Source organism: uncultured Paracoccus sp. (assembly GCF_947487305.1).
Lineage (GTDB): Bacteria > Pseudomonadota > Alphaproteobacteria > Rhodobacterales > Rhodobacteraceae > Paracoccus.
The window spans coordinates 62,762-86,817 of sequence record NZ_CANKWH010000004.1; the positions used below are offsets into that span (position 1 = coordinate 62,762).

Genomic DNA, 24,056 nt, shown 5'->3' on the forward strand with positions numbered 1-24,056 from the left:
GCGCGCGTCATTTTCGCGCGCCGAGACTCACGAGGGATTTCCGATGACAGATGCCGCAAAACTGACCGGGCTCGGACTCGTCGCCCTGTTCATGGCCATTGCCGCGAACTGGGCGCATGATCTCGCCTATCAGGTCCATGCCCTGATCCTGATGGCCCTGTCGGCGGGGCTGGCCATCAATATCATGCGCAATGCCGACAAGCCGAAAAAGCCCGTCGATACCACGGGCTACATGGATGACGTGGTGCGGGCAGGCGCCATTGCCACCGCCTTCTGGGGCATCGTCGGCTTCCTGGTCGGCGTGGTCATCGCCTTTCAGCTGGCCTTTCCGGCGCTGAACATCGAATGGGCCCAGCCCTTCGCCAACTTCGGGCGGCTGCGCCCGCTTCATACCAGCGCGGTGATCTTTGCCTTTGGCGGCAACGCGCTGATCATGTCCTGCTTCTACATCGTCCAGCGCACCTCGGGCGCGCGGCTCTGGGGCGGCAATCTCGCCTGGTTCGTGTTCTGGGGCTACAACCTCTTCATCGTGCTGGCGGCGACGGGCTATGTGCTGGGCGCGACCCAGTCCAAGGAATATGCCGAGCCGGAATGGTATGTGGACTGGTGGCTGACCATCGTGTGGGTCTGCCTGCTTGCGGTCTATGTCGGCACACTGGCGCGGCGGCGCGAGAAACACATCTATGTCGCCAACTGGTTCCTGCTCGCGTTCATCATCACCGTGGCGATGCTGCACATCGTCAACAACATCTCGATCCCGGTCTCGATCTGGGGTTCGAAATCGGTGCAGATCTTCGCCGGCGTGCAGGATGCCATGACGCAATGGTGGTATGGCCACAACGCGGTCGGCTTCTTCCTGACGGCGGGTTTCCTCGGGATGATGTATTACTTCGTGCCGAAACAGGCCGAGCGCCCGGTCTACAGCTACAAGCTGTCGATCATCCACTTCTGGGGGCTGATCTTCCTCTATATCTGGGCCGGTCCGCACCACCTGCATTACACCGCCCTGCCGGACTGGGCGGCGACGCTTGGCATGGTCTTCTCGATCATCCTGTGGATGCCCAGCTGGGGCGGGATGATCAACGGGCTGATGACGCTGAACGGGGCCTGGGACAAGCTGAGGACCGACCCGATCATCCGCATGATGGTCATCAGCCTGGCCTTCTACGGCATGGCGACCTTCGAGGGGCCGATGATGTCGATCCGCTCGGTCAACTCGCTGTCGCATTACACCGACTGGACCATCGGGCACGTCCATTCCGGCGCGCTTGGCTGGAACGGCATGATCACCTTCGGGACGCTCTACTATCTGACCCCGCGGCTCTGGGGGCGCGAGCGGATGTATTCGATGTCGGCGATCAACTGGCACTTCTGGCTCGCGACCATCGGCATCGTTCTCTACGCCAGCTCGATGTGGGTCACGGGCATCATGGAGGGCCTGATGTGGCGCGAGGTCGATGCCCAGGGCTTCCTGGTCAACAGCTTCGCCGACACGGTGGCCGCGAAATTCCCGATGTATGTCGTGCGCGCACTGGGCGGGACGCTGTTCCTCGCCGGAGGTGTGCTGATGGGCTGGAACATGTGGATGACCATTCGGGGGGGCGTCCGCGCCCCGGCCCCGGCGCAAGTCCCGGCAGAGTGAGAGACGATGATGGCAAACGACCCGAAAACCAGCCCGGCGCAAAGCGCCGAAGCCTCCGCCAGTGCCGGGACCACCGCGACCAGGCCGCGCCGGTCCATCCTTGACCGGCACGCGCTGATCGAGCGCAGCGCCTCGCTTCTGTTCATCTTCTCGCTGGCCGTGGTGTCGATCGGCGGCATCGTCGAGATCGCGCCGCTGTTCTATCTCGAGAACACCATCGAGAAGGTCGAGGGCGTGCGGCCCTATACGCCGCTGGAACTGACCGGGCGCGACATCTATGTGCGCGAGGGCTGCTATACCTGCCACAGCCAGATGATCCGGCCGATGCGCGACGAGGTCGAGCGTTACGGCCATTACTCGCTGGCCGCCGAGTCGATGTATGACCACCCCCATCAATGGGGATCGAAGCGGACCGGCCCGGACCTGGCGCGGGTGGGCGGGCGCTATTCCGACGCCTGGCATGTCGATCACCTGAAGGACCCGCAATCTGTGGTGCCCGAAAGCGTGATGCCGAAATATGCCTTCCTCGCCGAGACCAAGATCGAACCGGCTTTCACCGAGGCCCTGGTCAAGACCCATCGTCTCGTCGGCGTTCCCTATACCGACGAGATGGTCGCCTCGGTCAAGGCGGATTTCTGGGCGCAGGCCAATCCCGATGCCGATACCGACGGGCTTCTGGAACGCTATCCCGGCGCAGTGGTGTCGAACTTCGACGGCCAGCCGCAACTGACCGAGATGGATGCGCTGATCGCCTATATGCAGATGCTGGGCACGCTGGTCGATTTCTCGACCTTCACCCCTGACGCGAGCCGGTAGGGAGGGCGCGATGGATACCTATACCCTGCTGCGCCAGTTCGCCGACAGCTGGGCGCTGGCCGCGATGACCGCTTTCTACATTGGCGCGATCCTCTGGGTCTTTCGCCCCGGTTCGCGCAAGGCCCATGACGAGGCGGCGAGCCTGCCCTTCCGATTTGACAGCGCGCCCGGCGTGACGCCGGACGCGACCAAGCCAGCCGACCAGACGACGAAGGGGAAAGCCTGATGGACGACAAAGAAACGCGGGACCCCGTCACCGGCGTCGATACGACCGGCCATGAGTGGGACGGCATCAAGGAGTTGAACAACCCGATGCCGCGCTGGTGGCTGTGGACGCTCTACGGCACCATCGTCTGGGGCATCGGCTATGCGATTGCCTACCCGGCCTGGCCGCTGGTCCAGGGCGCGACGTCCGGCCTTCTGGGCTATTCCACCCGCGGCGAGGTTGCGGCCGAGATCGCCGCCGTCGATGCCCGCAATGCCGAGGTCAGCGCCACGCTGGCCGCCGCCGATCTGGCCACGCTGCCGGTCGATGATCCGGCCTATCAGTTCGGCGTCTCGGGCGGGGCGGCGGTGTTCCGCGCCAATTGCTCGCAATGTCACGGGGCAGGGGCGGCGGGCGGGGTCGGCTATCCGAACCTGCTGGATGACAGCTGGCTCTGGGGCGGCACGCTGGATGATATCGAGTACACCGTGCGCCACGGCATCCGCAACGAGATCGACGCCGATGCCCGCTTCTCGCAGATGCCGGCCTTCGGCGAGATGCTGAGCAAGCCCGAGATCGCCGAGATTGCCGAACATGTGCTGGCCCTTTCGGGACAGGAGCATGACGCAGCCAAGGCCGAGGCGGGAGCGACGCTCTTCGCCGACAACTGTGCCAGCTGCCACGGCGAGGCGGGCACCGGCGACCGCGAGCAGGGCGCGCCCGATCTGACCGATGCCATCTGGCTCTACAGTGGCACGCGCGAGGCGGTGACCGAAACCATCACCAACGCCCGCTTCGGCGTCATGCCCGCCTGGGGGCCGCGCCTCTCGGATGCCGAGATCAAGGCGGTGACGCTGTATGTCCACCAGCTTGGGGGCGGTGAGTAATCCCGCCTCCTTGGCCGGGCTGGTCCCGGCGGTGCCCCGGTCCGGTGATCTGTTCGCAACTTGTCCGGGACCGGGGCACCACTTTTTGCCCGACTTGATCCAGATCAATGCCGCCTCTGTCGCCAGATGACAAGCTGCGCGCGCGAACAGACAGGTCCGATTCCATGAACGAGTCATCTTCCGGCAGCCTTTACGCGGCGCGTGAACCGATCTTTCCCAAGCGGGTCTCGGGGACGTTCCGCAGGCTGAAATGGTGGATCCTCGGCATCACGCTGGCGATCTATTACATCACCCCCTGGATCCGTTGGGATCGCGGGCCAAGCCTGCCCGACCAGGCGGTGCTGGTCGATCTGGCGCATCGGCGCTTCTATTTCTTCTGGATCCAGATCTGGCCGCATGAATTCTATTTCGTTGCCGGCCTGCTGATCATGGCCGGGATCGGCCTCTTCATCTTCACCTCGGCGCTTGGCCGGGTCTGGTGTGGCTATGCCTGCCCGCAGACGGTCTGGACCGATCTCTTCATCCTCGTCGAGCGCTGGATCGAGGGCGATCGCAACGCCCGCGTCCGGTTGTGGAATGCGCCGTGGTCGGCAAGGAAGGCGCGGCTGAGGCTGACCAAGTGGCTCGTCTGGCTCATGATCGCGGTGGCGACCGGCGGGGCCTGGATCTTCTATTTCGCCGATGCGCCGACGCTTCTGCGCGACTTCCTGACCTTTCAAGCGCCGGTTGTCGCCTATTCCACCGTTGCCGTTCTGACCGTCACCACCTTCATCTTCGGCGGCTTCATGCGCGAGCAGATCTGCATCTACATGTGCCCCTGGCCGCGCATCCAGGCGGCGATGATGGATCCCGACACGCTGACGGTCGCCTATCGCGACTGGCGCGGCGAGCCGCGCGGCAAGGGCATGCGCCGCCGTGCCGTTGCTGCCGAGACCTATGCCGGGGGTGAGACCGGTGGCCGCCGCTCTCCGGTGATCCCGGTTCCGGGTCTGGCGCAGGCCGCCGCCGCGCCGGTGCCGGCACGGGAAACGCCGGGCGACTGCATCGATTGCAATGCCTGCGTCAATGTCTGTCCGATGGGCATCGACATCCGCGACGGCCAGCAGATGGCTTGCATCACCTGCGCGCTGTGCATCGATGCCTGCGACGAGGTGATGGTGAAGATTGGCAAGCCGCGCGGACTGATCGACTACCTGGCGCTGTCGGACGAGCCGCGCGAACGCGCGGGCGAGCCGCCGCGCCCGATCCGCCAGCATGTCTTCCGCTTCCGCACCCTCCTCTACACCGCGATCTGGGCGGTCTTCGGCCTTGGCCTTCTCTGGGCGCTGTTCGTCCGGCCCGAGATCGACGTGACCGTCTCGCCGATCCGCAACCCGCAATTCGTCACCCTGTCGGACGGCGCCGTCCGCAATGCCTATGACATCCGCCTGCGGAACAAGCATGGGGATGAACGCCCCTTCCGCATTGTGCTGCCGGAGGGCAGCGGGCTGGCCCTCACGCTCGAGGGGGCCAGCGGGAATGAGGTGATTGTGCCCGCCGACATGACCGCGCTGCACCGCGTCTATGTCACCGCGCCGGCCGGCTCTGCCCCGGCATCCGCCGATGCCTCGCCGGTCAGCTTCCGGATCACCGAGCCGGTTTCGGGCGAAAGCGTCGAGGTCGGCAGCGTCTTCAACGGAAAGGGTTCAGAATGAGCCGAGAACTCAAGGGCTATCATGTGGCGCTGATCTTCGGGTCGTGTTTCGCCATCATCATAACCGTCAACCTGGTGCTGGCCACCCAGGCCATCCGCACCTTTCCGGGGCTCGAGGTCAAGAACTCCTATGTCGCCAGCCAGAGCTTCGACCATGACCGGGCGGCGCAGGATGCGCTTGGCTGGCAGGTGAGCGTCACGGTGAAGGACGGGGTGCTGCGGCTTGGCATCGGCGATCGATCCGGGCCGGTGAAGGCGCGGATCATCGAGGCGAAACTGGGCCGCTCGACCTTTGCGGGTGACGACCGGATGCTGGAGATGCAGCAGGGCAACGGCGTTTACGTCGCCGAGGTGCCGGGGCTCGCGCCCGGTGCCTGGCGCTTCTGGCTGACCGCCGAGGCGGGGGATGGGACGCTGTTCAAGCAGAGCCATGATCTATGGGTGCCGAAATGAGCGTCGCCGCCTGCCCGGGCTGCACCCTTGGTGAAGCCGCACCCGATCCCTCGACGAAACCGCAGGATGCCGGTTACGAACTGGTTCTGCCGCGCATCCATTGCGCCGCCTGCATCTCGGGGATCGAGACGGTGCTGAACGCAGCGCCCGGCGTGCAGTCCGCCCGGGTAAACCTGACCCGCAAGCGCGCCTGGGTCACTGCCGCACCCGATGCCGACCCCAGCCGCTGGGTCGAGGCGCTGGCCGAAGCCGGATACGAGGCACACGAGGTCGCGGCCGGCCAGATCCCGGTCGAGAAGGGGCCTGACATCGCCCTGCACCTGGGCATCTCGGGCTTTGCGATGATGAACGTGATGCTTCTGTCGGTCGCGGTCTGGTCCGGGGCGGCGGATGTGACGCGGAATTTCATGTACTGGGTCAGCGCGCTGATCGCGCTGCCCGCCACCGCCTATGCCGCGCAGCCGTTTTTCCGCAATGCCTGGAACGCGCTCAGGGCCGGGCGGCTGGACATGGACCTGCCGATCTCGCTGGCCATCATCGGGGCCAGCGGCATGTCCTTGTGGGAAACCATCTATGGCGGACGCCATGCCTGGTTCGAGGCGGCGCTGTCGCTGACCTTCTTCCTGCTGGCCGGGCGCTATCTCGACCAGACCATGCGGCAGGCGGTTCGGTCCGCCGCGGCCGATCTGGCGGCGCTGGAGCCGCGCCGGGTCCACCGGATCGAGGAGGGCCAGCGTGTCTCGCGCCCGATCGAGGAGATACGGGTGGGCGACCAGCTGTGGCTGGCCGCCGGCGCGCGGGTGCCGGTCGATGCGCTGCTGGTCGATGCCAGCGTGCAACTGGACCGCAGCGCCATGACCGGCGAATCCGATCCGGTCGAGCGGCGGGCGGGGCAGGACCTGGTGGCGGGTGACGTCGTCCTGACCGGGCCGGTGGTGATCCGCGCCACCGCCGTCGGCGAAAGCACCACGCTGCGCCGCATGGCGCGCCTGATCGCCACCGCCGAGACCGCGCGCGGCCGCTTTGCCAGCCTCGCCGAGCGCGCCGCCACGATCTATACCCCGGTAATCCACGTGGTCGCGCTGATCACCTTCATCGGCTGGCTGGTGCTGACCGGCGATGTGCGGCAATCGCTGAACGTCGCCATCGCCACGCTGATCATCACCTGCCCCTGCGGCCTCGGCCTCGCCATCCCGGCGGTTTCGGCGGCGGCGACCGGGCGGCTCTATCGCCACGGCTGCCTCGTGCGCAACGATACCGCGCTGGAGCGGCTGGCGCAGATCGACATGGTGGTGTTCGACAAGACCGGCACCCTGACCCGGCAGGAGCTGATGCTGCCCGAGGGTCTCAGCGATACCGTCCGCCAGGTGCTGCGCGGCCTTGCCAATGTCTCGGATCATCCCCTGTCGCGCGGGCTGCGCGCCAGCCTGCGCACTGTCACGCCGGCCCCGCTGGAACACATGCGCGAGTTGCCGGGCAAGGGCGTCACTGCGATCTGGGACGGCACCCCGGTCTCGCTGATGGCGGCCGAGGATGGCTGTGCCTCGATCCTGTCGATCGGCCGGAAGAAGATCAAGCTGGAGCGGATCGAGCGGATCGTGCCGGGCGGCGCCGAACTGGTCGCGGGCCTGCAGCAGCACGGGCTGGCGATCGGCCTGCTCAGCGGCGATAGCGACTGCCGGGCGCGGCAGATCGGGGCCGAGCTGGGTATTGCGCGGATCTGGGCCGAGATGACTGCCAGCCAAAAGATCGAGGTGATCAAGGGGCTGCGGGCAGGGGGCTGCCGGGTGCTGATGGTCGGCGACGGGCTGAACGATGCCGCCGCGCTGACCGCCGCCAATGCCTCGATCGCGCCGGGCCATGCGCTGGATGTCAGCCGAAGCGCCGCCGACGTGGTCATCACCGGCGAGATCGGGCTGATCTCCGAGGTGCTCTGCACCGCCCACAAGGCCCGCCGGCGGATGCTGGAAAACCTGTGGATGTCGGGGATCTACAACGTCGTGGCGATTCCGGTCGCGGTGCTGGGCCTTGCCTCGCCCCTGCTGGCCGCTGTGGTCATGTCGATCAGCTCGCTGACGGTCACGCTGAATGCGCTACGTGTGAGATAGGCCATGAACATCCTTCTGATCCTGATCCCGGTCTCGCTGTTTCTCGGCGGGCTGGCGCTGGTCCTGTTCATCTGGACGCTGCGTGCCGATCAATATGACGATCCCGACGGCGCGGCCAACCGGGTGCTCTTGGACGACGACCAGCGCCCCGCCGAGCCGCGCCAGGGAATCACCCGGACGACAGCAAAGCGCTGAATCCCCTGCAACTGCGACAGGCTGACGCAGGGCAGGGAACGCACGGCCCCACGACCTTGGTCGCGCCTGACCCGGTCGCAATGCCGCAGGGCGGCGCAAGCCTCTCAATTCCGTGTCCTTCACAGTTGCAGGTCGCCAAATCACCTGCTAGAGACGCCCCAGATTTTCAGGGCAGGCAGTCCCGACGCCGCCGGCCCCCCGACCCGCAAGCCCCGCGACAGACCGGCATACGCCGGCCCGCCAGTGGGGTATGCGCAAACCGTGAAGGATGACCGTGGCCAACACTGCTTCCATGTCCCAAAGCATCGCCGGGCGCTACGCACAGGCTGTGTTTGACCTCGCCCGTGACGAAGGCGGTATCGACCGCATCGCCACGGAACTGGATCAATTGCAGGGCGCGCTGGATGACAGCGCCGAACTGCGCGACGTGATCGGATCGCCGCTGTATTCGCGCGACGACCAGAAAAAGGCCATCGGCGCGCTGGCGCAGAAGATGGGCCTTGGCGCGACGCTGGCCAATACGCTGCAGCTGATGGCCTCGAACCGCCGGCTGTTCGTGCTGCCGGCGCTGATCGCCCAGCTGCGCGGCCTGATCGCCGATGCGCGCGGCGAGATCACCGCCGATGTCACCAGCGCCGTGGCGCTGAGCGACGAGCAGAAAAACAAGCTGACCGAAACGCTCGCCAAGAAATCGGGCAAGACGGTCAAGCTGAATACCCGCGTCGATGAGGGTCTCATCGGCGGGATGATTGTCAAGCTGGGTTCGCAGATGATCGACTCTTCGGTCCGCTCGAAGCTCGCTTCCCTGCAGAACGCTATGAAAGAGGTTGGATAATGGGAATCCAGGCAGCCGAGATTTCGGCGATCCTCAAGGATCAGATCAAGAATTTCGGGCAGGATGCCCAGGTGGCCGAAGTCGGCCAGGTGCTGTCGGTCGGTGACGGTATCGCCCGCGTCTACGGCCTCGACAAGGTCCAGGCCGGCGAGATGGTCGAATTCCCCGGCGGCATCCGCGGCATGGTGCTGAACCTCGAAACCGACAACGTCGGCGTCGTGATCTTCGGCGACGACCGTGACATCAAGGAAGGCGACACCGTCAAGCGGACCGGCGCCATCGTGGAAGTGCCGACCGGCAAGGGCCTTCTGGGCCGCGTCGTCGACGCGCTTGGCAACCCGATCGACGGCAAGGGCCCGATCGTTGACCCGATCATGGCCATCGCCGACGTGAAGGCCCCCGGCATCATGCCGCGCAAATCGGTGCACGAGCCGATGGCGACCGGCCTCAAGTCGGTTGACGCGATGATCCCGATCGGCCGCGGCCAGCGCGAGCTGATCATCGGCGACCGTCAGACCGGCAAGACCGCCGTGGCCCTGGACACGATCCTGAACCAGAAAAGCTACAACGGCCGCGAAGCCGAGGGCATGAAGTCGCTCTACTGCATCTACGTCGCCGTCGGCCAGAAGCGCTCGACCGTGGCCCAGCTGGTGCAGAAGCTGGAAGAAACCGGCGCGATGGAATACTCGATCGTCGTCGCCGCCACCGCGTCGGACCCGGCGCCGATGCAGTACCTGGCGCCCTATTCGGCCACCGCGATGGGCGAATACTTCCGCGACAACGGCATGGACGCGCTGATGATCTATGACGACCTGTCCAAGCAGGCCGTTGCCTATCGCCAGATGTCGCTGCTGCTGCGCCGTCCGCCCGGCCGTGAAGCGTATCCGGGCGACGTGTTCTACCTGCACTCGCGCCTGCTCGAGCGTTCGGCCAAGATGAACGAGAACAACGGCGCCGGTTCGCTGACCGCGCTGCCGATCATCGAAACCCAGGCGGGCGACGTGTCGGCCTATATCCCGACCAACGTGATCTCGATCACCGATGGCCAGATCTTCCTGGAAACCGACCTGTTCTTCCAGGGCATTCGCCCGGCCGTGAACACCGGTCTGTCGGTGTCGCGCGTGGGTTCGGCTGCCCAGACCAAGGCGATGAAATCGGTCGCCGGTCCGGTCAAGCTGGAACTGGCCCAGTATCGCGAGATGGCTGCCTTCGCGCAGTTCGGTTCGGACCTCGACGCCGCGACGCAGAAGCTGCTGAACCGCGGTGCGCGCCTGACCGAGCTGATGAAGCAGCCGCAATACCAGCCGCTGACCAACGCCGAGATCGTGATCGTCATCTATGCCGGCACCAAGGGCTATGTGGACAACGTTCCGGTGCGCGACGTGGTGGCCTGGGAACAGGGTTTGATCCAGTTCCTGCGCAACCAGAAGCAGTCGCTGCTGGACGACATCACCACCAATGACCGCAAGGTCTCGGGCGATCTCGAGGATGCGATCAAGTCGGCGCTGAACGAATACGCCAAGACCCGCGCTTAAGGAGGCTGAGATATGCCCAGCCTTAAGGACCTCAAGAACCGGATCGGAAGCGTCAAGAACACGCGGAAGATCACCAAGGCGATGCAAATGGTCGCCGCCGCCAAATTGCGCCGTGCGCAAGAGGCGGCGGAAGCCGCGCGTCCCTATGCCGAGCGCATGTCGGCCGTCATGGCCGGCCTGACCGCCAGCGCCCAGGGCTCGGACAATGCGCCGCGCCTTCTGGCCGGCACCGGCAGCGACGACCGGCACCTGCTGGTTGTCATGACCTCGGAACGCGGCCTCGCGGGCGGGTTCAACAGCTCCATCGTCAAGCTGGCCCGCCAGCGGGCTGAGTTGCTGCGCGCCCAGGGCAAGCAGGTCGAGATCATGACCGTCGGCAAGAAGGGCCGCGAGCAGCTGAAGCGCGAGTTTGCCAAGCAGATGATCCATCACGTGGATCTCTCCGAGGTGAAGCGCATCGGCTATGACAATGCCCGCGGCATTGCCGACGAGGTGCTGTCGCGCTTCGAGGATGGTGGCTTCGACGTGGCCACGATCTTCTACAACCGCTTCGAATCGGTGATCAGCCAGATTCCGACCGAACAGCAGATCATTCCTGCGGTGACGGCCGAGGGCGGTGAGGCGACCGGCGGTGCGGACTCGCAATATGATTACGAACCCGGCGAGGATGCCATTCTGGCTGATCTGCTGCCGCGTTCGGTCGCGACGCAGATCTTTGCGGCGCTCCTTGAGAATGCGGCCTCTGAACAGGGCGCCCGGATGTCGGCCATGGACAACGCCACGCGCAATGCTGGCGACATGATCGACCGCCTGACGACCCAGTACAACCGTTCGCGTCAGGCCGCGATCACCAAGGAACTCATCGAAATCATCTCGGGCGCCGAGGCGCTCTGACACGTAGGGGTAAAGACATGGCAGAGGCCAAAGGTAAAATCACGCAGGTGATCGGCGCCGTCGTCGACGTGCAGTTCGACGGCCCGCTTCCCGCGATTCTGAACGCTCTGGAAACCGAAAACAACGGCAAGCGCCTCGTGCTGGAAGTTGCCCAGCACCTGGGCGAGAACACCGTCCGCACCATCGCCATGGACGCCAGCGAAGGCTTGGTCCGTGGCGCTCCGGTGACTGATACCGGCGGCCCGATCTCGGTGCCGGTCGGCAACGCGACGCTCGGCCGCATCCTGAACGTCGTCGGCGAGCCGGTGGACGAGGGCGGTCCGGTCAACTCGACCGAAACCCGCGCCATCCACCAGCCGGCCCCCGACTTCGCCTCGCAGGCGACCAGCTCGGAGATCCTCGTCACCGGCATCAAGGTCATTGACCTGCTCGCCCCTTACTCCAAGGGCGGCAAGATCGGCCTCTTCGGCGGCGCCGGCGTGGGCAAGACGGTTCTGATCATGGAACTGATCAACAACATCGCCAAGGTGCACTCGGGCTACTCGGTGTTCGCGGGCGTTGGCGAACGCACCCGCGAAGGCAACGACCTTTACCACGAGATGGTGGAATCGGGCGTCATCAAGCCGGACAACCTGGAAGAATCGCAGGTGGCCCTGGTTTACGGCCAGATGAACGAGCCGCCGGGAGCCCGGATGCGCGTTGCGCTGACCGGTCTGACCGTGGCCGAACAGTTCCGCGATGCCACCGGCACCGACGTTCTGTTCTTCGTCGACAACATCTTCCGCTTTACCCAGGCGGGTTCGGAAGTGTCGGCACTGCTGGGCCGTATCCCGTCCGCCGTGGGCTACCAGCCGACGCTGGCCACCGACATGGGCGCGATGCAGGAACGCATCACCTCGACCAAGAACGGCTCGATCACCTCGATCCAGGCCGTCTACGTTCCGGCCGACGACTTGACCGACCCGGCACCGGCCACGACCTTCGCCCACCTCGACGCCACGACCGTGCTGTCGCGCGCGATCTCGGAACTGGGCATCTACCCGGCCGTGGACCCGCTTGACTCGAACAGCCGTATCCTCGACCCGGCCATCGTCGGCGAAGAGCATTACCAGGTTGCCCGTGACGTTCAGGGTATCCTGCAGAAGTACAAGTCGCTGCAGGACATCATCGCCATTCTGGGCATGGACGAACTGTCGGAAGAGGACAAGCTGACCGTGGCCCGCGCCCGGAAGATCCAGCGCTTCCTGTCGCAGCCCTTCGACGTTGCGAAAGTCTTCACCGGTTCGGACGGCGTTCAGGTGCCGCTGGAGGACACCATCAAGTCCTTCGCCGCGGTCGTGAAAGGCGAGTACGACCACCTGCCCGAAGCGGCCTTCTACATGGTTGGCGGCATCGAGGATGTGAAGGCGAAAGCCGAGCGTCTGGCCGCAGAAGCCGCGTAAGGGGGCGATATGGCCGATAACATGCAGTTCGACCTCGTCTCGCCCGAACGGAGCCTCGTCTCCGTTCCGGTGCGCGAGGTGCGCCTGCCGGGCACGGATGGCGATCTGACCGTCATGCCCGGCCATGCGCCCGTCATCGTCAACCTGCGCCCCGGCATGGTGGTGGTGGTTGACGACAGCGGCACCGAGACCGAGTTCGCCGTCACCGGCGGCTTTGCCGAGATCAACAACACCTCCGTCTCGTTGCTGGCCGAACGCGGCCATGCGCGGGCAGAGATGACCCAGGACATCTTCAACGAGATGATGGCCGAGGCGCATCGCCGGCGGAAAGTGGTCGAGGAAAAGCACACGGCCGGCGAGGAAGTCGTCGCCGCCGCAGTGAAGCTTCTGGCGGATATGGAGGCGATGGGCACCCATATCGGCCTCGATCCGAACCAGGCGAATTTTCCGCGCTGATCAGCGAAGGAATCTGGAAAACGAGAACCCCGGCCGAAAGGTCCGGGGTTCTTTATTGGGCGGTCGTGCCCCAGATGGTGCGTGACTGTCAAAATATCAGCAGAAATAACGGGTTATCAATTCCGCCGCCCAATTGCTTTCATTTATACTTTTGGACAGCCCATCTTTTGCCCGGTAGACAAACCTTCGCCAATGGAATTACCTTAATTAACACATTGTTAACCGATATCATATGTCATGCTTAAAATTGACGGCACTGCGGTCGGCGTGGTCAAGGGAACGGCTCTCGTCTTCTCGGCCTTTGAAAACAATGGCGAAATGTGGGCAGGGCAGGGGCCGCGGGTCGCCAGTCACACGGTGACTTTCGACGAGGCCTTTCTGTCCGAGCCGGTGGTGCATGTCAGCATCAACATGTGGGACATGGGGTCGTCGCAGAACGCGCGGGCCGATATTTCCGCCGAAGAGGTTTCGGCACACGGTTTCCGCATCGTCTTCCGCACCTGGGGGGATACCCGCGTGGCGCGCATCCGGGCCGACTGGATGGCCATCGGCCCGGTGCGTCACGGCGATGATTTCGTCGGCATCTAGGCCCGGCATCTAGCTCCGCTCAAGATTGACCGCGATCAGCCCGGCCACCTGTGCCGGAAGGGTGATGGGCAGCATATGCCCCGCCCCCGGCACGGTGGCCCGGCCGACATCGGGCAGACGCTCGGCCAGTGCCTCGGCGATGGCGCCGATCACCGGCGGCGATTCCGCACCCGAGATCAGCAGGACCGGCGCATCGATCCCCTCCAGCCCGCCGTCGCGCAGGATGTTGGCCTTGTCCTCCATCAGCGTGTCGTTGGTCTCGGCCACCAGCCGCACCTGGTCGGCCATCTGGCTCTGAAAGACCGGGGGCAGGCTGTCAAAGGGCTGGTCGCCCCAGATCGACAGAAAGGCCCGCGCGGCCTCGTGGTCGCGGCCCTCGGCCAGAAGCGCCTTCAACTCCTCACCCAGCTCCGCATCGATCCCGGCGTGATCCCGCGCGGCGGCGAACAGCACCGGCTCGATCAGCGTCAGGCTGCGCACGGCCTCGGGCGCGGCCACGGCGATGCGCAGGGCGACCGTGGCACCGAAGCTGTGGCCGATCAGGTCCAGCGGCCGGTCGATCATCCCCGCGGCGATCCGCGTGACCGCCGTGTGGTAATCGGGATCGCCCGGGGCAGGGGACCAGGGCGCGGATCGCCCATGCCCCGGCAGATCGAACCCCTTGAGGTCGATTCGCCCACCCAGATCCTGCGCGATCGGCCCCCAGTAACGGCCGTTGCCCATCATGCAATGCAGCGCCAGTGCTGGCCGGTCGGGATCGCCCGGCCAGTCGCGCTGGTATATCTCCGGTAGGCTCACAGGCTGGCCAGATGCCGGTCGAGGAAGTCCAGACGATCCTGACCCCAGAACCGCTGGCCGCTTTCGCGCACGACATAGAAGGGCGCACCGAAGGCGCCGGCCTCGACCGCCTGTTCCAGGTTGCGGCCATAGGTCTCGGCGCCGATGAACAACCCCTTGTCGGCCAGCGCCGGATCAAAGCCCGCAGCCGTCAGGATCTCGCGGATCACCCCGTCATCGCTGATATCGCGCTGCTCGGCCCAGACCGCGCGCAGGAAGCCCTGCACCAGCCCGCCGACATCGCCGCCAGCCTCCTGCGCCGCAATCACCGCGTAGGACGAGGGCGCCATGTTCACCGGCCAATGCGCCGGCTTCAGGTTGAAGGGCATGCCCAGATGCTCGGACCAGCGGGTCAGTTCCTGCGCCCGCATCTCCATCCGCGAGGGGTGGCGATCGGCGGGCTTTGTGCCGCCGGTGCGGTCGAACAGCTGCATCAGGTCGACGGGCTTGTAGGTGATCGTGGCGCCATGCCTGCCGGCCACTTCCTCCAGCCGGTTCCCGGCGAGATAGCACCAGGGGCTGATGGTGCCGAGGTAATAGTCGATATGTGCCATGATCTGCTCCGTTTGGTTTGCGGGCAGGCTATCCGGGTGCTAGAGGCTTCGCAATCGCGCGAATCCCGAGAAAAGGCCAAACCCGATGCCCGCCATGACCGAACCCAAGCTGATTTCCGGCAATGCCAACAAGCCGCTGGCCAGCTCCATCGCCCGGCGGATGTCGATGCATCGCGGCATGAATGTCAGCCTTGTCGATGCCCGCGTGGAACGCTTCAACGACCAGGAGATCTTCGTCGAGGTGTTCGAGAATGTCCGCGGCGAGGACATGTATATCATCCAGCCGACCTCGAACCCGGCCAATGACAACCTGATGGAACTCTTGATCATGACCGACGCGCTGAAGCGCAGCTCGGCTGCCCGGATCACCGCCGTCATCCCTTATTTCGGCTATGCCCGTCAGGACCGCCGCGCCAAGGCCCGCACGCCGATCACCGCCAAGCTGGTGGCGAACATGCTGACCGAGGCGGGTGTTGACCGGGTGCTGACGCTCGATCTGCATGCCGCGCAGATTCAGGGCTTCTTCGACATCCCGGTGGACAACCTTTACGCCGCGCCGGTCTTTGCACTGGATATCCAGCATCACTTCAAGGGCAAGATGGACAACCTGATGGTGGTCTCGCCCGATGTCGGCGGCGTGGCCCGCGCCCGCGAACTGGCGCAGCGCATCGGCGCGCCGCTGTCGATCGTGGACAAGCGCCGCGAGAAGGCCGGCGAAGTGGCCGAGATGACGGTGATCGGCGATGTGAAGGGCAAGGCCTGCATCATCGTCGACGACATCTGCGACACCGCCGGCACGCTGGTGAAGGCCGCGCAGGTGCTGACCGACAATGGCGCGACCGAGGTTCATGCCTATATCACTCACGGCGTCCTTTCGGGTCCGGCGGTCGAGCGGATCGGCAATTCGGTGATGAAATCGCTGGTCGTCACCGACTCGATCCAGGCCTCGGACGAGGTGAAGGCCGCGCGCAACATCCGCATCGTCCCGACCGCGCCGATGTTTGCCCAAGCCATCCTGAACATCTGGAACGGCACCAGCGTTTCGAGCCTTTTCGAGACCGACACGCTCGGCCCGATCTATGAAGGCCTCTACACCGCCGGCGGCGCCTGATCGTCAGCGGAACTGATCGGGCGATTTCCAGCAGTTTTCCGGCTCGAAATCCCCCGAGACGGTGAAGTCGCGGCAGGTGAAGACCAGGTAATTGTGCCGCCCGACCAGCCACGAGCTCGCGGCGACCAGCACCGCCACCAGCACCAGCCCGCGCGACAGGCGCGGATTGCGCACCTGCGTCGCCTCGGGCATCGTCACGCGCATCATGATATGGATGATCAGCGGCAAGGCCAGCAGCGCGGTCGCGAGCGACAGCAGGATGCTCAGCCCGCGCGTCAGCGGCACGGGGATGGCATCGGCCAGAACCTCGGCCAGCACCCAGAGCAGCGGCAGCAGCAGCACCAGCCGCTCGGGCCAAGACAGGTAGGGCCGCCCGACGGTGTTCCGCCCGACGTAGAGGCCGGCCCCCAGCGCCACCAGCGACACCACCACCATCTGCATCAGGCTGTCATAGAAGACCGTGCCATAGGCGCCGAAGTCGAAGGCCATCGGCCAGACCGCCAGCGCGATCAGGATGGCCGAGATGAAGAACTGGTTGGCCTGCTTCAGATTGTGGCTGGCCTCGGGTGTGGACGTCGGCTGGTCGGTCATGGCTGGTCCCGGCTTGGCGCTGTCATCCCCAGTCAAGCGCAGCCATCTGGCAAGGGTCAAGCCTCCTCGGTCGCGCCTGCGTCCTGCCGCGCGGGCAGGGTGATGACCGCCTCGATCACCTGACCCTTGAACTGCGTCCGCGCCCCCAACTCTTTCATCAGCGCGGCCATGGCGGTGTTGCGCGGCAGATAGTCGAGGATCACCCGCGCCATCCCAAGCCGCCGCGCGGCGAGCATCGCCGCGACGACCAAGAGCCGCCCCAGCCCGTCATGGCGAAAGCGCGGCTCGACCGAGACGGCGATCTCGGCGTCGCCATCCCCCATCGGCACCAGCTCGGCCACGCCGCGCAGCTCGCCGCCGATGAAGGTGCCGAAGACATAGGCGCCCTGCCAGTCGATCCGGTTCACATAGCCGTTGATGGCGGATTCGCTCATCCCGCCGTGAAACCGGGCGCGGCGATCCTCGGGCGAGAGGCGCAGCAGATGCGCGGCCAGCAGCGGCGCATCGGGGCGGTTCAGTCCGCGCAGCCGGAATCGGGCCGGATGCCGCGCCAGCAGACCCATGCCGGTCGGCGGCCCCTCACGATGTTCTGCCCTCAGTCGCAGCGGCAGCATCCGCAGATCCTCATGTCGCGCCGCGCAGCAAAAGACGCGGCCCCCCGAATCTGGGGGCCGCGCCGGAACAATCAATCGTGACGCAGCGAAACGGCAGGCCGCTGCGACACCAGATCGCAGCCTGCCCGGTTTCCGGGCAGGTGCGCGGTCAGGCGTGGATGAAGTGCAGCCGGTCGAAGCCCTGCCGCCACGCCGCCACCTCACCGGCCAGCGCCTCGGGGGTGCGGCTGGCCAGCGCGCGGGCGATCAGATCGGCGAGACGGTCCATGTCGGCCACCGTCATCCCCCAGCGCACCAGTTCCGGCGTGCCAAGGCGCAGCCCGTTCAAATCGCCCGCCACCGGCGCGATGGGCAGGCCGATGCCGCAGCTGAGGAACCCCGCCCGCTCCAGATGCCGCGCCGCCGCCTGGCCGCCACCGAAATCCGCCGCCTCCAACGCGAATTGATGCGAGGCGGTAAAGCCCTGCCGCGTGCGGAAGACCGGCAGGCCGCGTTTCGCCAGACCTTCGGCCAGCGCCAGCGCCGTCGCCGCCATGGCTTGGGCGTAAGCCGCGCCGAAATCGCGCCAGTCCAAGAGCCCCACCGCCAGCGCCGCCGATTTCGCCACGTCGAAATTCGCCGTCAGGCCGGGGAAGGCGATGGCCTCCAGCCGCTCGGCCAGCGCATCGTCATTGGTGACGATCAGCCCGCCGGCCGGCCCGCCAAGGCTTTTATAGGTGCTCATGGTCATCAGATGCGCCCCCTCGGCCAAGGGATCGGCAAAGACCCCGCCGGCGATCATGCCGCACTGATGCGCCGCGTCGAAGAGGACCAGTGCCCCCACCTCATCCGCGATCGCCCGGATCTCGCGCACCGGATGGGGGAAGAGGTTCAGGCTCATGCCGATGGTGATCAGCTTCGGCCGCACCTCATGGGCGAGCCTGCGCAGCGCGTCCAGATCGACGGTATAGCCATCCGCATCGACCGGCGCGGGATGGGTGACAAGGCCATACATCCCGGCACAGCCGCCCTTGTGATGGGTGACATGGCCGCCGACCGATGCCGGCGGTGCGATGATCGCATCGCCCGGCTTGGTGGTGGCGATGAAGGCGTAAAGGTTGGCCAGCGCGCCCGAGGCCACCCGGATCTCGGCATGTTTCGCCCGGAACACCTCGCAGGCCAGATCGGCGGCGATCACCTCGATCTCCTCGATCGCCTGCAACCCCATCTCGTATTTGTCACCCGGATAGCCGAGCGACGGGCGTGACCCGAGACCGCTGGCCAGCAGCGCCTCGGCGCGCGGGTTCATCACATTGGTGGCCGGGTTCAGGTTGAATGCCCGGTCCTCGTGAATGGCGCGGTTCTCCTCGGCCAACGCCTCGATCCGGGCTGTGACGGTGGCGGCATCCTGACCCCGGACCGGGGAGATGCTGTCGATGCGGGTGGCGGCGGCTGCGGGCAGCCAGGGGCGGGTCTGATGGGCGGCCATGGGCGTGTCTCCTTGCTGATGGGCCAAGGATCGGTGGAAAGGGGCTTTTCCACAAATCAGATTTCAGGAATACTAGGGTCAGAAAATCTAAGGCACCCCATGGCCGTCCTGCCCCCGTTCCCGCGCCTGCCCTCGCTGAATGCACTCCGCGCCTTCGAGGCCGCCGCGCGTCTCGGCGGCTTTGCCCCCGCCGCCGAGGAATTGCGCGTCACCCCCGGCGCCATCACCGCCCAGATCAAGGCGCTGGAGGATGAACTGGGCGCGCCCCTGTTCGAACGCCATGCGCGCGGCGTGCGCCTGACCGCGCTGGGGCAACGGGCGCTGCCAGGCTTTGTCGGCGCCTTCGACGCGCTGGGGCTGGCGATGCGCGAGTTGCGCCGCGAGGCCGCACCGCGTCGTGCCCATATCGCCGCGCTGCCGGCGGTGGCGCAGCTGTGGCTGGCGCCGCGCCTGCCGGCGCTGCGTCAGGCGCTGCCCGAGGCCGATATTTCCGTCACCGCGATGGAACTGCCGCCGAACCTCAAGCGCGTCCCCTTCGACCTGTGCCTCTTCTACTGCGAAGCCGCCCCGCCGGGATCGGTGCGGCTGGCGGCGGACGAGATCCTGCCGGTCTGCACGCCGGAACTGGCTAGGTCGCTGAAATCGCCCGAGGATCTGCGGCAGGTCGCCTGCCTGACCGACAGCGCATGGGCCGAGGATTGGGCGATCTGGTCGGCCTCGGTGATGCCGGGAACCGATTTCGCCCCGCGCGGCCCGGTCTTCTCGCTCTATGCGCTGGCCGTGGCCGAGGCGCTGAACGGGGCCGGGGTGCTGATGGCGCATCGGGCGCTTGTCGCGCCGCATCTGGCCTCGGGCGCGCTGGTCGCGCCCTTTGACCGGGCCGTGCGGCTGCCGCGCGATCTCTATGGCTGGATGCTGCAACCCGCCGCGAACCGTGATCTGGCGGCGATCCTGCAGCGGCTGGTGGCGCTGGCCTGACTGCCCGGGTCAGGCGCGCCCGAGCGCCCGCCAGCCGATATCCCGGCGAAAGAATCCCTCGGGCCAGTCGACCGCATCGGCCAGCGCATAGGCGCGGCCATGCGCCTGTTCCAGCGTCTCGCCCCGCCCGGTCGCCGCCAGAACCCGACCGCCATTGGCAAGGATCTTGCCGTCCCGCTCGACCGTTCCGGCGTGAAAGATCATCTCGAAACTGCTTTCGGGAATGTTGTCCAACCGATTGATCTCGCTACCTTTCACATAGTCACCGGGATAGCCGTCGGCGGCCAGGACAACGGTCAGCGCGTGATCCTCGGCCCAGTTGACGGTGATCCCGTTCAGCCGCGTCTCGGCACAGGCATGGATCAGGTCCAGCGCCTGCGCGCCAAGCCGCATCATCAGCACCTGACATTCCGGGTCGCCGAAGCGGACGTTGTATTCGACCAGCCGCGCCCTGCCGTTCTCGATCATCAGCCCGGCAAACAGCACGCCCTGAAACGGCATCCCCTGCCGCGCCATCTCGGCCATGGTCGGGCGGATGATCTGATCCATCACCTGCGCCTCGACCGCAGCCGTCATCACCGGGGCGGGGCTATAGGCACCCATGCCGCCGGTATTCGGGCCGGTATCGCCTTCGCCGACGCGCTTGTGATCCTGCGCCGTGCCGATGGGCAGGCAATCCACGCCGTCGCAAAGGACGAAGAAGCTGGCCTCCTCGCCCCCCATGAACTCCTCGATAACGACTGAGGTATCGCCAAATTCTCCGTTGAAGATCAGATTGATGGCCTCATGTGCCTGCTCGACCGTCTCGGCCACGGTGACGCCCTTGCCGGCTGCCAACCCGTCGGCCTTCACCACGATCGGCGCACCTTGGGCGGTGACGTAATCCCGCGCCGAAGCGCCGTCGGCGAACTGCGCCCAGGCCGCCGTCGGCGCGCCTGCGGCATCGCAGATCTCCTTGGTGAAGCTCTTGCTCGATTCCAGCTGCGCCGCCGCCTGAGAGGGACCGAAGACCAGAAACCCGGCCTCGCGCAGCGCATCCGACACCCCCGCGGCCAAGGGCGCCTCGGGCCCGACGACCACTAGGTCAACCGCATTTTCCTGTGCAAGTTCAAGCACCTCGGCGCGAGAGTTCGGGTTGATCCCGGCACATTCCGCGATCGCGGCAATGCCGGCATTTCCGGGGGCGACGATCAGCCGGTCGCATTTCGGGTTCTGCCGGATCGCCCAGGCCAGCGCATGTTCGCGCCCGCCGCCGCCGAGGATCAGGATGTTCATCTGCCGCCCTTTCGCATCGAGTTGCGGCGTTCTAGTCTGGCCCGCGAAGGGGAACAAGACGCATGGACTTGCTGGAAGACGAACCGGGCAGCAATGCCCATGAATTCACCGTCTCGGAAATCTCGGGCGCGGTCAAACGCTCGATTGAGGATCAGTTCGGCCGCGTCCGGGTGCGGGGCGAGATCGGGCGGGTGTCGCGCCCGTCCTCGGGGCATCTCTATTTCGACCTGAAGGATGACCGCGCGGTGCTGGCCGCGATCACCTGGAAGGGGCAGGCGGCAAAGCTGAGCCATCGCCCCGAGGAGGGGATGGAAGTCATCGCCACGGGCCGGCTGACCACCTTCCCCGGCCAGTCGAAATACCAGATGATCGTCGACCAGATCGAGCCGGCGGGGGCCGGTGCGCTGATGGCGATGCTGGAGAAACGCCGCAAGGCGCTGGCCGCCGAGGGCCTCTTTGACGAGGCCCGCAAGCGCCCGTTGCCCTTCCTGCCGCGCGTCATCGGCGTCGTCACCTCGCCCTCGGGCGCGGTGATCCGCGACATCCTGCACCGGCTGCGCGACCGCTTTCCGACCCGGGTGCTGATCTGGCCGGTGGCGGTGCAGGGCGAGGGCTGCGCGCCGCAGGTCGCCGCCGCCATCCGGGGTTTCAACGCGCTGCCCGAGCCCGGGCCGATCCCGCGCCCGGACCTGCTGATCGTGGCGCGGGGCGGCGGCAGTCTCGAGGATCTCTGGGGTTTCAACGAAGAGATCGTGGTGCGGGCGGCGGCTGACAGCGCCATCCCGCTGATCTCGGCGGTGGGGCACGAGACTGACACCACGCTGATCGATTTCGCCGCCGACCGCCGCGCGCCGACGCCCACGGCGGCGGCTGAAATGGCGGTGCCGGTGCGCGCCGATCTGGCCGCGCGCCTGGCCGAGGCCGGCGCCCGCATGGTCCGCGCCAGCGCCCTGCGCATCGACCGCCCGCGCCAGCGGCTGCGCGACCTGGCGCGCGTGCTGGGTCGTCCGGCCTCGCTGACCGAACCGGCGCGGCAACGCTTCGATCTCTGGTCCGCGCGGCTGGAACCGGCCCTGCGCGGCCTCGTGCGCACGCGCCGCCAGCAACTGCAATCGCGCCCCATGCCCGCCGCCACCCTGCGCGGATTTACGGCGGCCAAGCGCCACGGGCTGGAGCGTCTGGCCACACGCCTTGATGCCGCCAGCAGCCGTCGGCTGGAGCGGCGGCGCGACAGGGTGGAAAGCTTCGGCCACCGGCTCGACGCCTCGCTGGCCCGCGTCACCGCGACCACCCGGCGGGCCATTGCCACACAGAACGAGCGGCTGGCCGATCTGAAGCGCCGTCTGGACGCGGCGCCCAAGCGCGGCATCCAGCAGCGGCGAGAGGCGCTGCTGCGGCTGGACCGGACGCGGCTGACGCTCGGCTATACCGAGACGCTGAAGCGCGGCTTTGCCGTGGTCCATGGCCCGAACGGGCTGATCACTTCGGCCGAGGTCGCAGCGCAGATCCCGCGCTTCGAGATCGAATTCGCCGATGGCCGCACCCCCGCGCGCCCCGACACGCCGCCGAAAGCCGCGAAATCCACAGCGACACCACAGCAGAAATCGCTGTTCTGACCTTCATCTTGGCCCAAATATCCCGCGGGGTCCGGGGGCGCGCAGCCCCCGGCGCTCACAGCGCCCGGCCGCGCCGCGCCAGCCAGATCAGCGCCCCACCGGCCAGTGCGAGGAAGGGGATCATGGCGAGGTTCACCGCCGCCCAGCCCGCCTCGGGCGAGCCGCCCGAGCAGTTCATCAGCCCGCCCGACGACAGCGAGGCCAGGAACACCCCGCCCATGACGAAGAAGTCGTTCACCCCCTGCACCCGGCCGCGCTCGGCCGGGCTATGGGCGGCGGTCAGCATGGCGGTGGCGCCGATATAGCCGAAGTTCCAGCCGATCCCCAGCAGGATCAGCGTGCCGAAGAAATGCGTCAACTGGACGCCCGAGATGCCGACGATCCCGGCAGCGGCGAGGATGGCCAGACCGATGGCGACGATCCGGGGCGCGCCGAAGCGGTTGATCAGCGTGCCGGTGAAGAAGCTCGGCGCATACATCGCCAGCACATGGGCGCTGACGATATCGGCGGCATTCGAGGGCTGGAAGCCGCAACCGACCACGGCCAGCGGCGTCGAGGTCATCACCAGGTTCATCAGCGCATAGGCGACCATGGCGCAGATCATCGCCACGACCACCGTGGGCGTGCGCAGGATCTCGCCCAGGGGCCGGCCCTGCGGCGCATCGGCGGCGGGGGCTGGCGGTCGGGGGATGTCGAGGAAGGAGAAGAGGATCGGACCCAGGAGGTTCAACCCGACCACCGCCGCATAGCTGGCCAGGAACGGCACCGCCGTGATGTCATTGGTCGCGCGAACCAGCGCCGGCCCGATGATCGCGCCCGCCAGTCCGCCGGCCATGACCCAGCTGATCGCGCGGGGGGCGAAGTCCGGCGAGGCGGTATCGGTCGCGGCGAAGCGATAGAAGCCCTGGGCCGACATGTAGACCCCGGTCAGCACCGCACCCGACATGAAGATCCAGAACGAGCCGAGCCACAGCCCCGTCGCCTGGATCATCGCGCCGATGGCGCCCGCGACCACCGCAAGGATGAAGCCCGCGCGCCGCCCGTGCCGCTGCATGAACCCGGCCAGCGGCCGCGCGGTCAGGGCCGAGCCCAGAATGATCATCGAGATCGGCAGGGTGGCGATGCAGGGATTGGGTGCCAGCATCTGCCCGGCCAGCCCGCCGATGATGAAATTCACCGGCAGCTGTGCGCCCAGCACCGCCTGCGCCGCCACCAGCACCGCGACATTGCGACGGGCTCTGTCCATGCGCGCGAAACCTTTTC

At 66.5% G+C, this 24,056-nt stretch carries 24 protein-coding genes; 17 read left to right on the forward strand and 7 right to left on the reverse strand.

The annotated features are described in order from the left end of the window. The first annotated feature begins 43 nt into the window (after positions 1–43). The 14 genes from ccoN (at position 44) to Q1A36_RS06620 (ending at position 13,749) form a co-directional block, all read left to right on the forward strand. Positions 44–1,642, forward strand: a complete 1,599-nt coding sequence (ccoN, locus tag Q1A36_RS06555) for a cytochrome-c oxidase, cbb3-type subunit I (RefSeq protein WP_299841230.1) — start codon at positions 44–46, stop codon at positions 1,640–1,642. Between the two features lie 9 nt (positions 1,643–1,651). Continuing rightward, a complete protein-coding gene (gene ccoO / locus Q1A36_RS06560) occupies positions 1,652–2,458 on the forward strand; it encodes a cytochrome-c oxidase, cbb3-type subunit II (RefSeq protein ID WP_299841232.1) in 807 nt (268 codons plus the stop codon). A gap of 10 nt (positions 2,459–2,468) precedes the next feature. Next, positions 2,469–2,684: a cbb3-type cytochrome c oxidase subunit 3 gene (locus Q1A36_RS06565; RefSeq protein WP_299841234.1), complete on the forward strand. Its 216-nt coding sequence runs from the start codon at positions 2,469–2,471 to the stop codon at positions 2,682–2,684. Further along, a complete protein-coding gene (gene ccoP, locus Q1A36_RS06570) occupies positions 2,684–3,550 on the forward strand; it encodes a cytochrome-c oxidase, cbb3-type subunit III (RefSeq protein ID WP_299841236.1) in 867 nt (288 codons plus the stop codon). The genes Q1A36_RS06565 and ccoP overlap by 1 nt, the downstream gene beginning before the upstream one ends. A gap of 164 nt (positions 3,551–3,714) precedes the next feature. Then, positions 3,715–5,244, forward strand: a complete 1,530-nt coding sequence (ccoG, locus tag Q1A36_RS06575; RefSeq protein WP_299841238.1) for a cytochrome c oxidase accessory protein CcoG — start codon at positions 3,715–3,717, stop codon at positions 5,242–5,244. Next, positions 5,241–5,696 (forward strand): FixH family protein, encoded by a 456-nt coding sequence (locus tag Q1A36_RS06580; RefSeq protein ID WP_299841241.1) that lies wholly within the window; start codon positions 5,241–5,243, stop codon positions 5,694–5,696. The genes ccoG and Q1A36_RS06580 overlap by 4 nt, the downstream gene beginning before the upstream one ends. Beyond that, on the forward strand, positions 5,693–7,804 hold the full coding sequence (locus Q1A36_RS06585) for a heavy metal translocating P-type ATPase (protein WP_299841243.1): 2,112 nt from the start codon (positions 5,693–5,695) through the stop codon (positions 7,802–7,804). Before Q1A36_RS06580 ends, Q1A36_RS06585 begins: the two co-directional genes overlap by 4 nt. 3 nt (positions 7,805–7,807) lie before the next feature. Beyond that, the gene (ccoS, locus tag Q1A36_RS06590) at positions 7,808–7,999 is read left to right on the forward strand and encodes a cbb3-type cytochrome oxidase assembly protein CcoS (RefSeq protein ID WP_299841244.1); all 192 of its coding nucleotides are present in this window, start codon (positions 7,808–7,810) and stop codon (positions 7,997–7,999) included. A 268-nt stretch (positions 8,000–8,267) separates the two neighbouring features. Continuing rightward, a complete protein-coding gene (locus tag Q1A36_RS06595) occupies positions 8,268–8,834 on the forward strand; it encodes a F0F1 ATP synthase subunit delta (RefSeq protein WP_299841246.1) in 567 nt (188 codons plus the stop codon). Then, positions 8,834–10,369, forward strand: a complete 1,536-nt coding sequence (gene atpA, locus Q1A36_RS06600) for a F0F1 ATP synthase subunit alpha (RefSeq protein WP_299841248.1) — start codon at positions 8,834–8,836, stop codon at positions 10,367–10,369. Before Q1A36_RS06595 ends, atpA begins: the two co-directional genes overlap by 1 nt. 12 nt (positions 10,370–10,381) lie before the next feature. Beyond that, positions 10,382–11,263: a F0F1 ATP synthase subunit gamma gene (locus Q1A36_RS06605; protein ID WP_299841250.1), complete on the forward strand. Its 882-nt coding sequence runs from the start codon at positions 10,382–10,384 to the stop codon at positions 11,261–11,263. Between the two features lie 17 nt (positions 11,264–11,280). Next, the gene (gene atpD / locus Q1A36_RS06610) at positions 11,281–12,705 is read left to right on the forward strand and encodes a F0F1 ATP synthase subunit beta (RefSeq protein ID WP_101751443.1); all 1,425 of its coding nucleotides are present in this window, start codon (positions 11,281–11,283) and stop codon (positions 12,703–12,705) included. 9 nt (positions 12,706–12,714) lie between these two features. Beyond that, positions 12,715–13,161 carry a F0F1 ATP synthase subunit epsilon gene (locus tag Q1A36_RS06615; RefSeq protein WP_299841253.1) on the forward strand — a complete coding sequence of 149 codons (447 nt, stop codon included), beginning with the start codon at positions 12,715–12,717 and terminating at the stop codon, positions 13,159–13,161. A gap of 237 nt (positions 13,162–13,398) precedes the next feature. Next, positions 13,399–13,749: an H-type lectin domain-containing protein gene (locus Q1A36_RS06620; RefSeq protein WP_299841255.1), complete on the forward strand. Its 351-nt coding sequence runs from the start codon at positions 13,399–13,401 to the stop codon at positions 13,747–13,749. 9 nt (positions 13,750–13,758) lie between these two features. On the opposite strand, the gene Q1A36_RS06625 is transcribed toward Q1A36_RS06620, so the two are convergent. Together Q1A36_RS06625 and Q1A36_RS06630 are read right to left on the reverse strand one after the other, a co-directional pair. Beyond that, a complete protein-coding gene (locus tag Q1A36_RS06625; RefSeq protein ID WP_299841256.1) occupies positions 13,759–14,547 on the reverse strand; it encodes an alpha/beta fold hydrolase in 789 nt (262 codons plus the stop codon). Next, positions 14,544–15,140, reverse strand: a complete 597-nt coding sequence (locus Q1A36_RS06630) for a 2-hydroxychromene-2-carboxylate isomerase (protein WP_299841258.1) — start codon at positions 15,138–15,140, stop codon at positions 14,544–14,546. The genes Q1A36_RS06625 and Q1A36_RS06630 overlap by 4 nt, the downstream gene beginning before the upstream one ends. An 85-nt stretch (positions 15,141–15,225) precedes the next feature. Between Q1A36_RS06630 and Q1A36_RS06635 the strand changes: the two genes are divergently transcribed. After that, positions 15,226–16,251, forward strand: a complete 1,026-nt coding sequence (locus tag Q1A36_RS06635) for a ribose-phosphate pyrophosphokinase (protein ID WP_101751447.1) — start codon at positions 15,226–15,228, stop codon at positions 16,249–16,251. 3 nt (positions 16,252–16,254) lie between these two features. On the opposite strand, the gene Q1A36_RS06640 is transcribed toward Q1A36_RS06635, so the two are convergent. From Q1A36_RS06640 to Q1A36_RS06650, 3 genes are all read right to left on the reverse strand, one after another. Further along, the gene (locus tag Q1A36_RS06640) at positions 16,255–16,842 is read right to left on the reverse strand and encodes a hypothetical protein (protein WP_299841260.1); all 588 of its coding nucleotides are present in this window, start codon (positions 16,840–16,842) and stop codon (positions 16,255–16,257) included. 56 nt (positions 16,843–16,898) lie between these two features. Continuing rightward, positions 16,899–17,456, reverse strand: coding sequence for a GNAT family N-acetyltransferase (locus tag Q1A36_RS06645; RefSeq protein ID WP_299841262.1), 558 nt, complete (start codon positions 17,454–17,456; stop codon positions 16,899–16,901). A 148-nt stretch (positions 17,457–17,604) separates the two neighbouring features. Further along, positions 17,605–18,924, reverse strand: coding sequence for an aminotransferase class I/II-fold pyridoxal phosphate-dependent enzyme (locus Q1A36_RS06650; RefSeq protein WP_299841264.1), 1,320 nt, complete (start codon positions 18,922–18,924; stop codon positions 17,605–17,607). A 99-nt stretch (positions 18,925–19,023) separates the two neighbouring features. On the opposite strand from Q1A36_RS06650, the gene Q1A36_RS06655 reads away from it, so the two are divergent. Next, complete coding sequence (locus tag Q1A36_RS06655; RefSeq protein WP_299841266.1) at positions 19,024–19,902, forward strand: LysR family transcriptional regulator; 879 nt, start codon at positions 19,024–19,026, stop codon at positions 19,900–19,902. A gap of 9 nt (positions 19,903–19,911) precedes the next feature. On the opposite strand, the gene purD is transcribed toward Q1A36_RS06655, so the two are convergent. Then, entirely contained in the window at positions 19,912–21,177 is a 1,266-nt protein-coding gene (gene purD, locus Q1A36_RS06660) for a phosphoribosylamine--glycine ligase (protein ID WP_299841268.1), read from the reverse strand. Between the two features lie 62 nt (positions 21,178–21,239). Here purD and xseA point away from each other — a divergent pair, with 62 nt between their 5' ends. Next, on the forward strand, positions 21,240–22,793 hold the full coding sequence (xseA, locus tag Q1A36_RS06665; RefSeq protein WP_299841271.1) for an exodeoxyribonuclease VII large subunit: 1,554 nt from the start codon (positions 21,240–21,242) through the stop codon (positions 22,791–22,793). A gap of 55 nt (positions 22,794–22,848) precedes the next feature. Here xseA and Q1A36_RS06670 read toward each other — a convergent pair whose 3' ends face one another. Beyond that, positions 22,849–24,039 (reverse strand): MFS transporter, encoded by a 1,191-nt coding sequence (locus Q1A36_RS06670; protein ID WP_299841273.1) that lies wholly within the window; start codon positions 24,037–24,039, stop codon positions 22,849–22,851. Positions 24,040–24,056: the final 17 nt, after the last annotated feature.

Coding starts and splice junctions, on each gene's coding strand:
- ccoN (WP_299841230.1), top strand. CDS start 44: ATGACAGATGCCGCAAAACTGACCGGGCTCGGACTCGTCGCCCTGTTC.
- ccoO (WP_299841232.1), top strand. CDS start 1,652: ATGGCAAACGACCCGAAAACCAGCCCGGCGCAAAGCGCCGAAGCCTCC.
- Q1A36_RS06565 (WP_299841234.1), top strand. CDS start 2,469: ATGGATACCTATACCCTGCTGCGCCAGTTCGCCGACAGCTGGGCGCTG.
- ccoP (WP_299841236.1), top strand. CDS start 2,684: ATGGACGACAAAGAAACGCGGGACCCCGTCACCGGCGTCGATACGACC.
- ccoG (WP_299841238.1), top strand. CDS start 3,715: ATGAACGAGTCATCTTCCGGCAGCCTTTACGCGGCGCGTGAACCGATC.
- Q1A36_RS06580 (WP_299841241.1), top strand. CDS start 5,241: ATGAGCCGAGAACTCAAGGGCTATCATGTGGCGCTGATCTTCGGGTCG.
- Q1A36_RS06585 (WP_299841243.1), top strand. CDS start 5,693: ATGAGCGTCGCCGCCTGCCCGGGCTGCACCCTTGGTGAAGCCGCACCC.
- ccoS (WP_299841244.1), top strand. CDS start 7,808: ATGAACATCCTTCTGATCCTGATCCCGGTCTCGCTGTTTCTCGGCGGG.
- Q1A36_RS06595 (WP_299841246.1), top strand. CDS start 8,268: ATGACCGTGGCCAACACTGCTTCCATGTCCCAAAGCATCGCCGGGCGC.
- atpA (WP_299841248.1), top strand. CDS start 8,834: ATGGGAATCCAGGCAGCCGAGATTTCGGCGATCCTCAAGGATCAGATC.
- Q1A36_RS06605 (WP_299841250.1), top strand. CDS start 10,382: ATGCCCAGCCTTAAGGACCTCAAGAACCGGATCGGAAGCGTCAAGAAC.
- atpD (WP_101751443.1), top strand. CDS start 11,281: ATGGCAGAGGCCAAAGGTAAAATCACGCAGGTGATCGGCGCCGTCGTC.
- Q1A36_RS06615 (WP_299841253.1), top strand. CDS start 12,715: ATGGCCGATAACATGCAGTTCGACCTCGTCTCGCCCGAACGGAGCCTC.
- Q1A36_RS06620 (WP_299841255.1), top strand. CDS start 13,399: ATGCTTAAAATTGACGGCACTGCGGTCGGCGTGGTCAAGGGAACGGCT.
- Q1A36_RS06630 (WP_299841258.1), bottom strand. CDS start 15,140: ATGGCACATATCGACTATTACCTCGGCACCATCAGCCCCTGGTGCTAT.
- Q1A36_RS06635 (WP_101751447.1), top strand. CDS start 15,226: ATGCCCGCCATGACCGAACCCAAGCTGATTTCCGGCAATGCCAACAAG.
- Q1A36_RS06640 (WP_299841260.1), bottom strand. CDS start 16,842: ATGACCGACCAGCCGACGTCCACACCCGAGGCCAGCCACAATCTGAAG.
- Q1A36_RS06645 (WP_299841262.1), bottom strand. CDS start 17,456: ATGCTGCCGCTGCGACTGAGGGCAGAACATCGTGAGGGGCCGCCGACC.
- Q1A36_RS06650 (WP_299841264.1), bottom strand. CDS start 18,924: ATGGCCGCCCATCAGACCCGCCCCTGGCTGCCCGCAGCCGCCGCCACC.
- Q1A36_RS06655 (WP_299841266.1), top strand. CDS start 19,024: ATGGCCGTCCTGCCCCCGTTCCCGCGCCTGCCCTCGCTGAATGCACTC.
- purD (WP_299841268.1), bottom strand. CDS start 21,177: ATGAACATCCTGATCCTCGGCGGCGGCGGGCGCGAACATGCGCTGGCC.
- xseA (WP_299841271.1), top strand. CDS start 21,240: ATGGACTTGCTGGAAGACGAACCGGGCAGCAATGCCCATGAATTCACC.
- Q1A36_RS06670 (WP_299841273.1), bottom strand. CDS start 24,039: ATGGACAGAGCCCGTCGCAATGTCGCGGTGCTGGTGGCGGCGCAGGCG.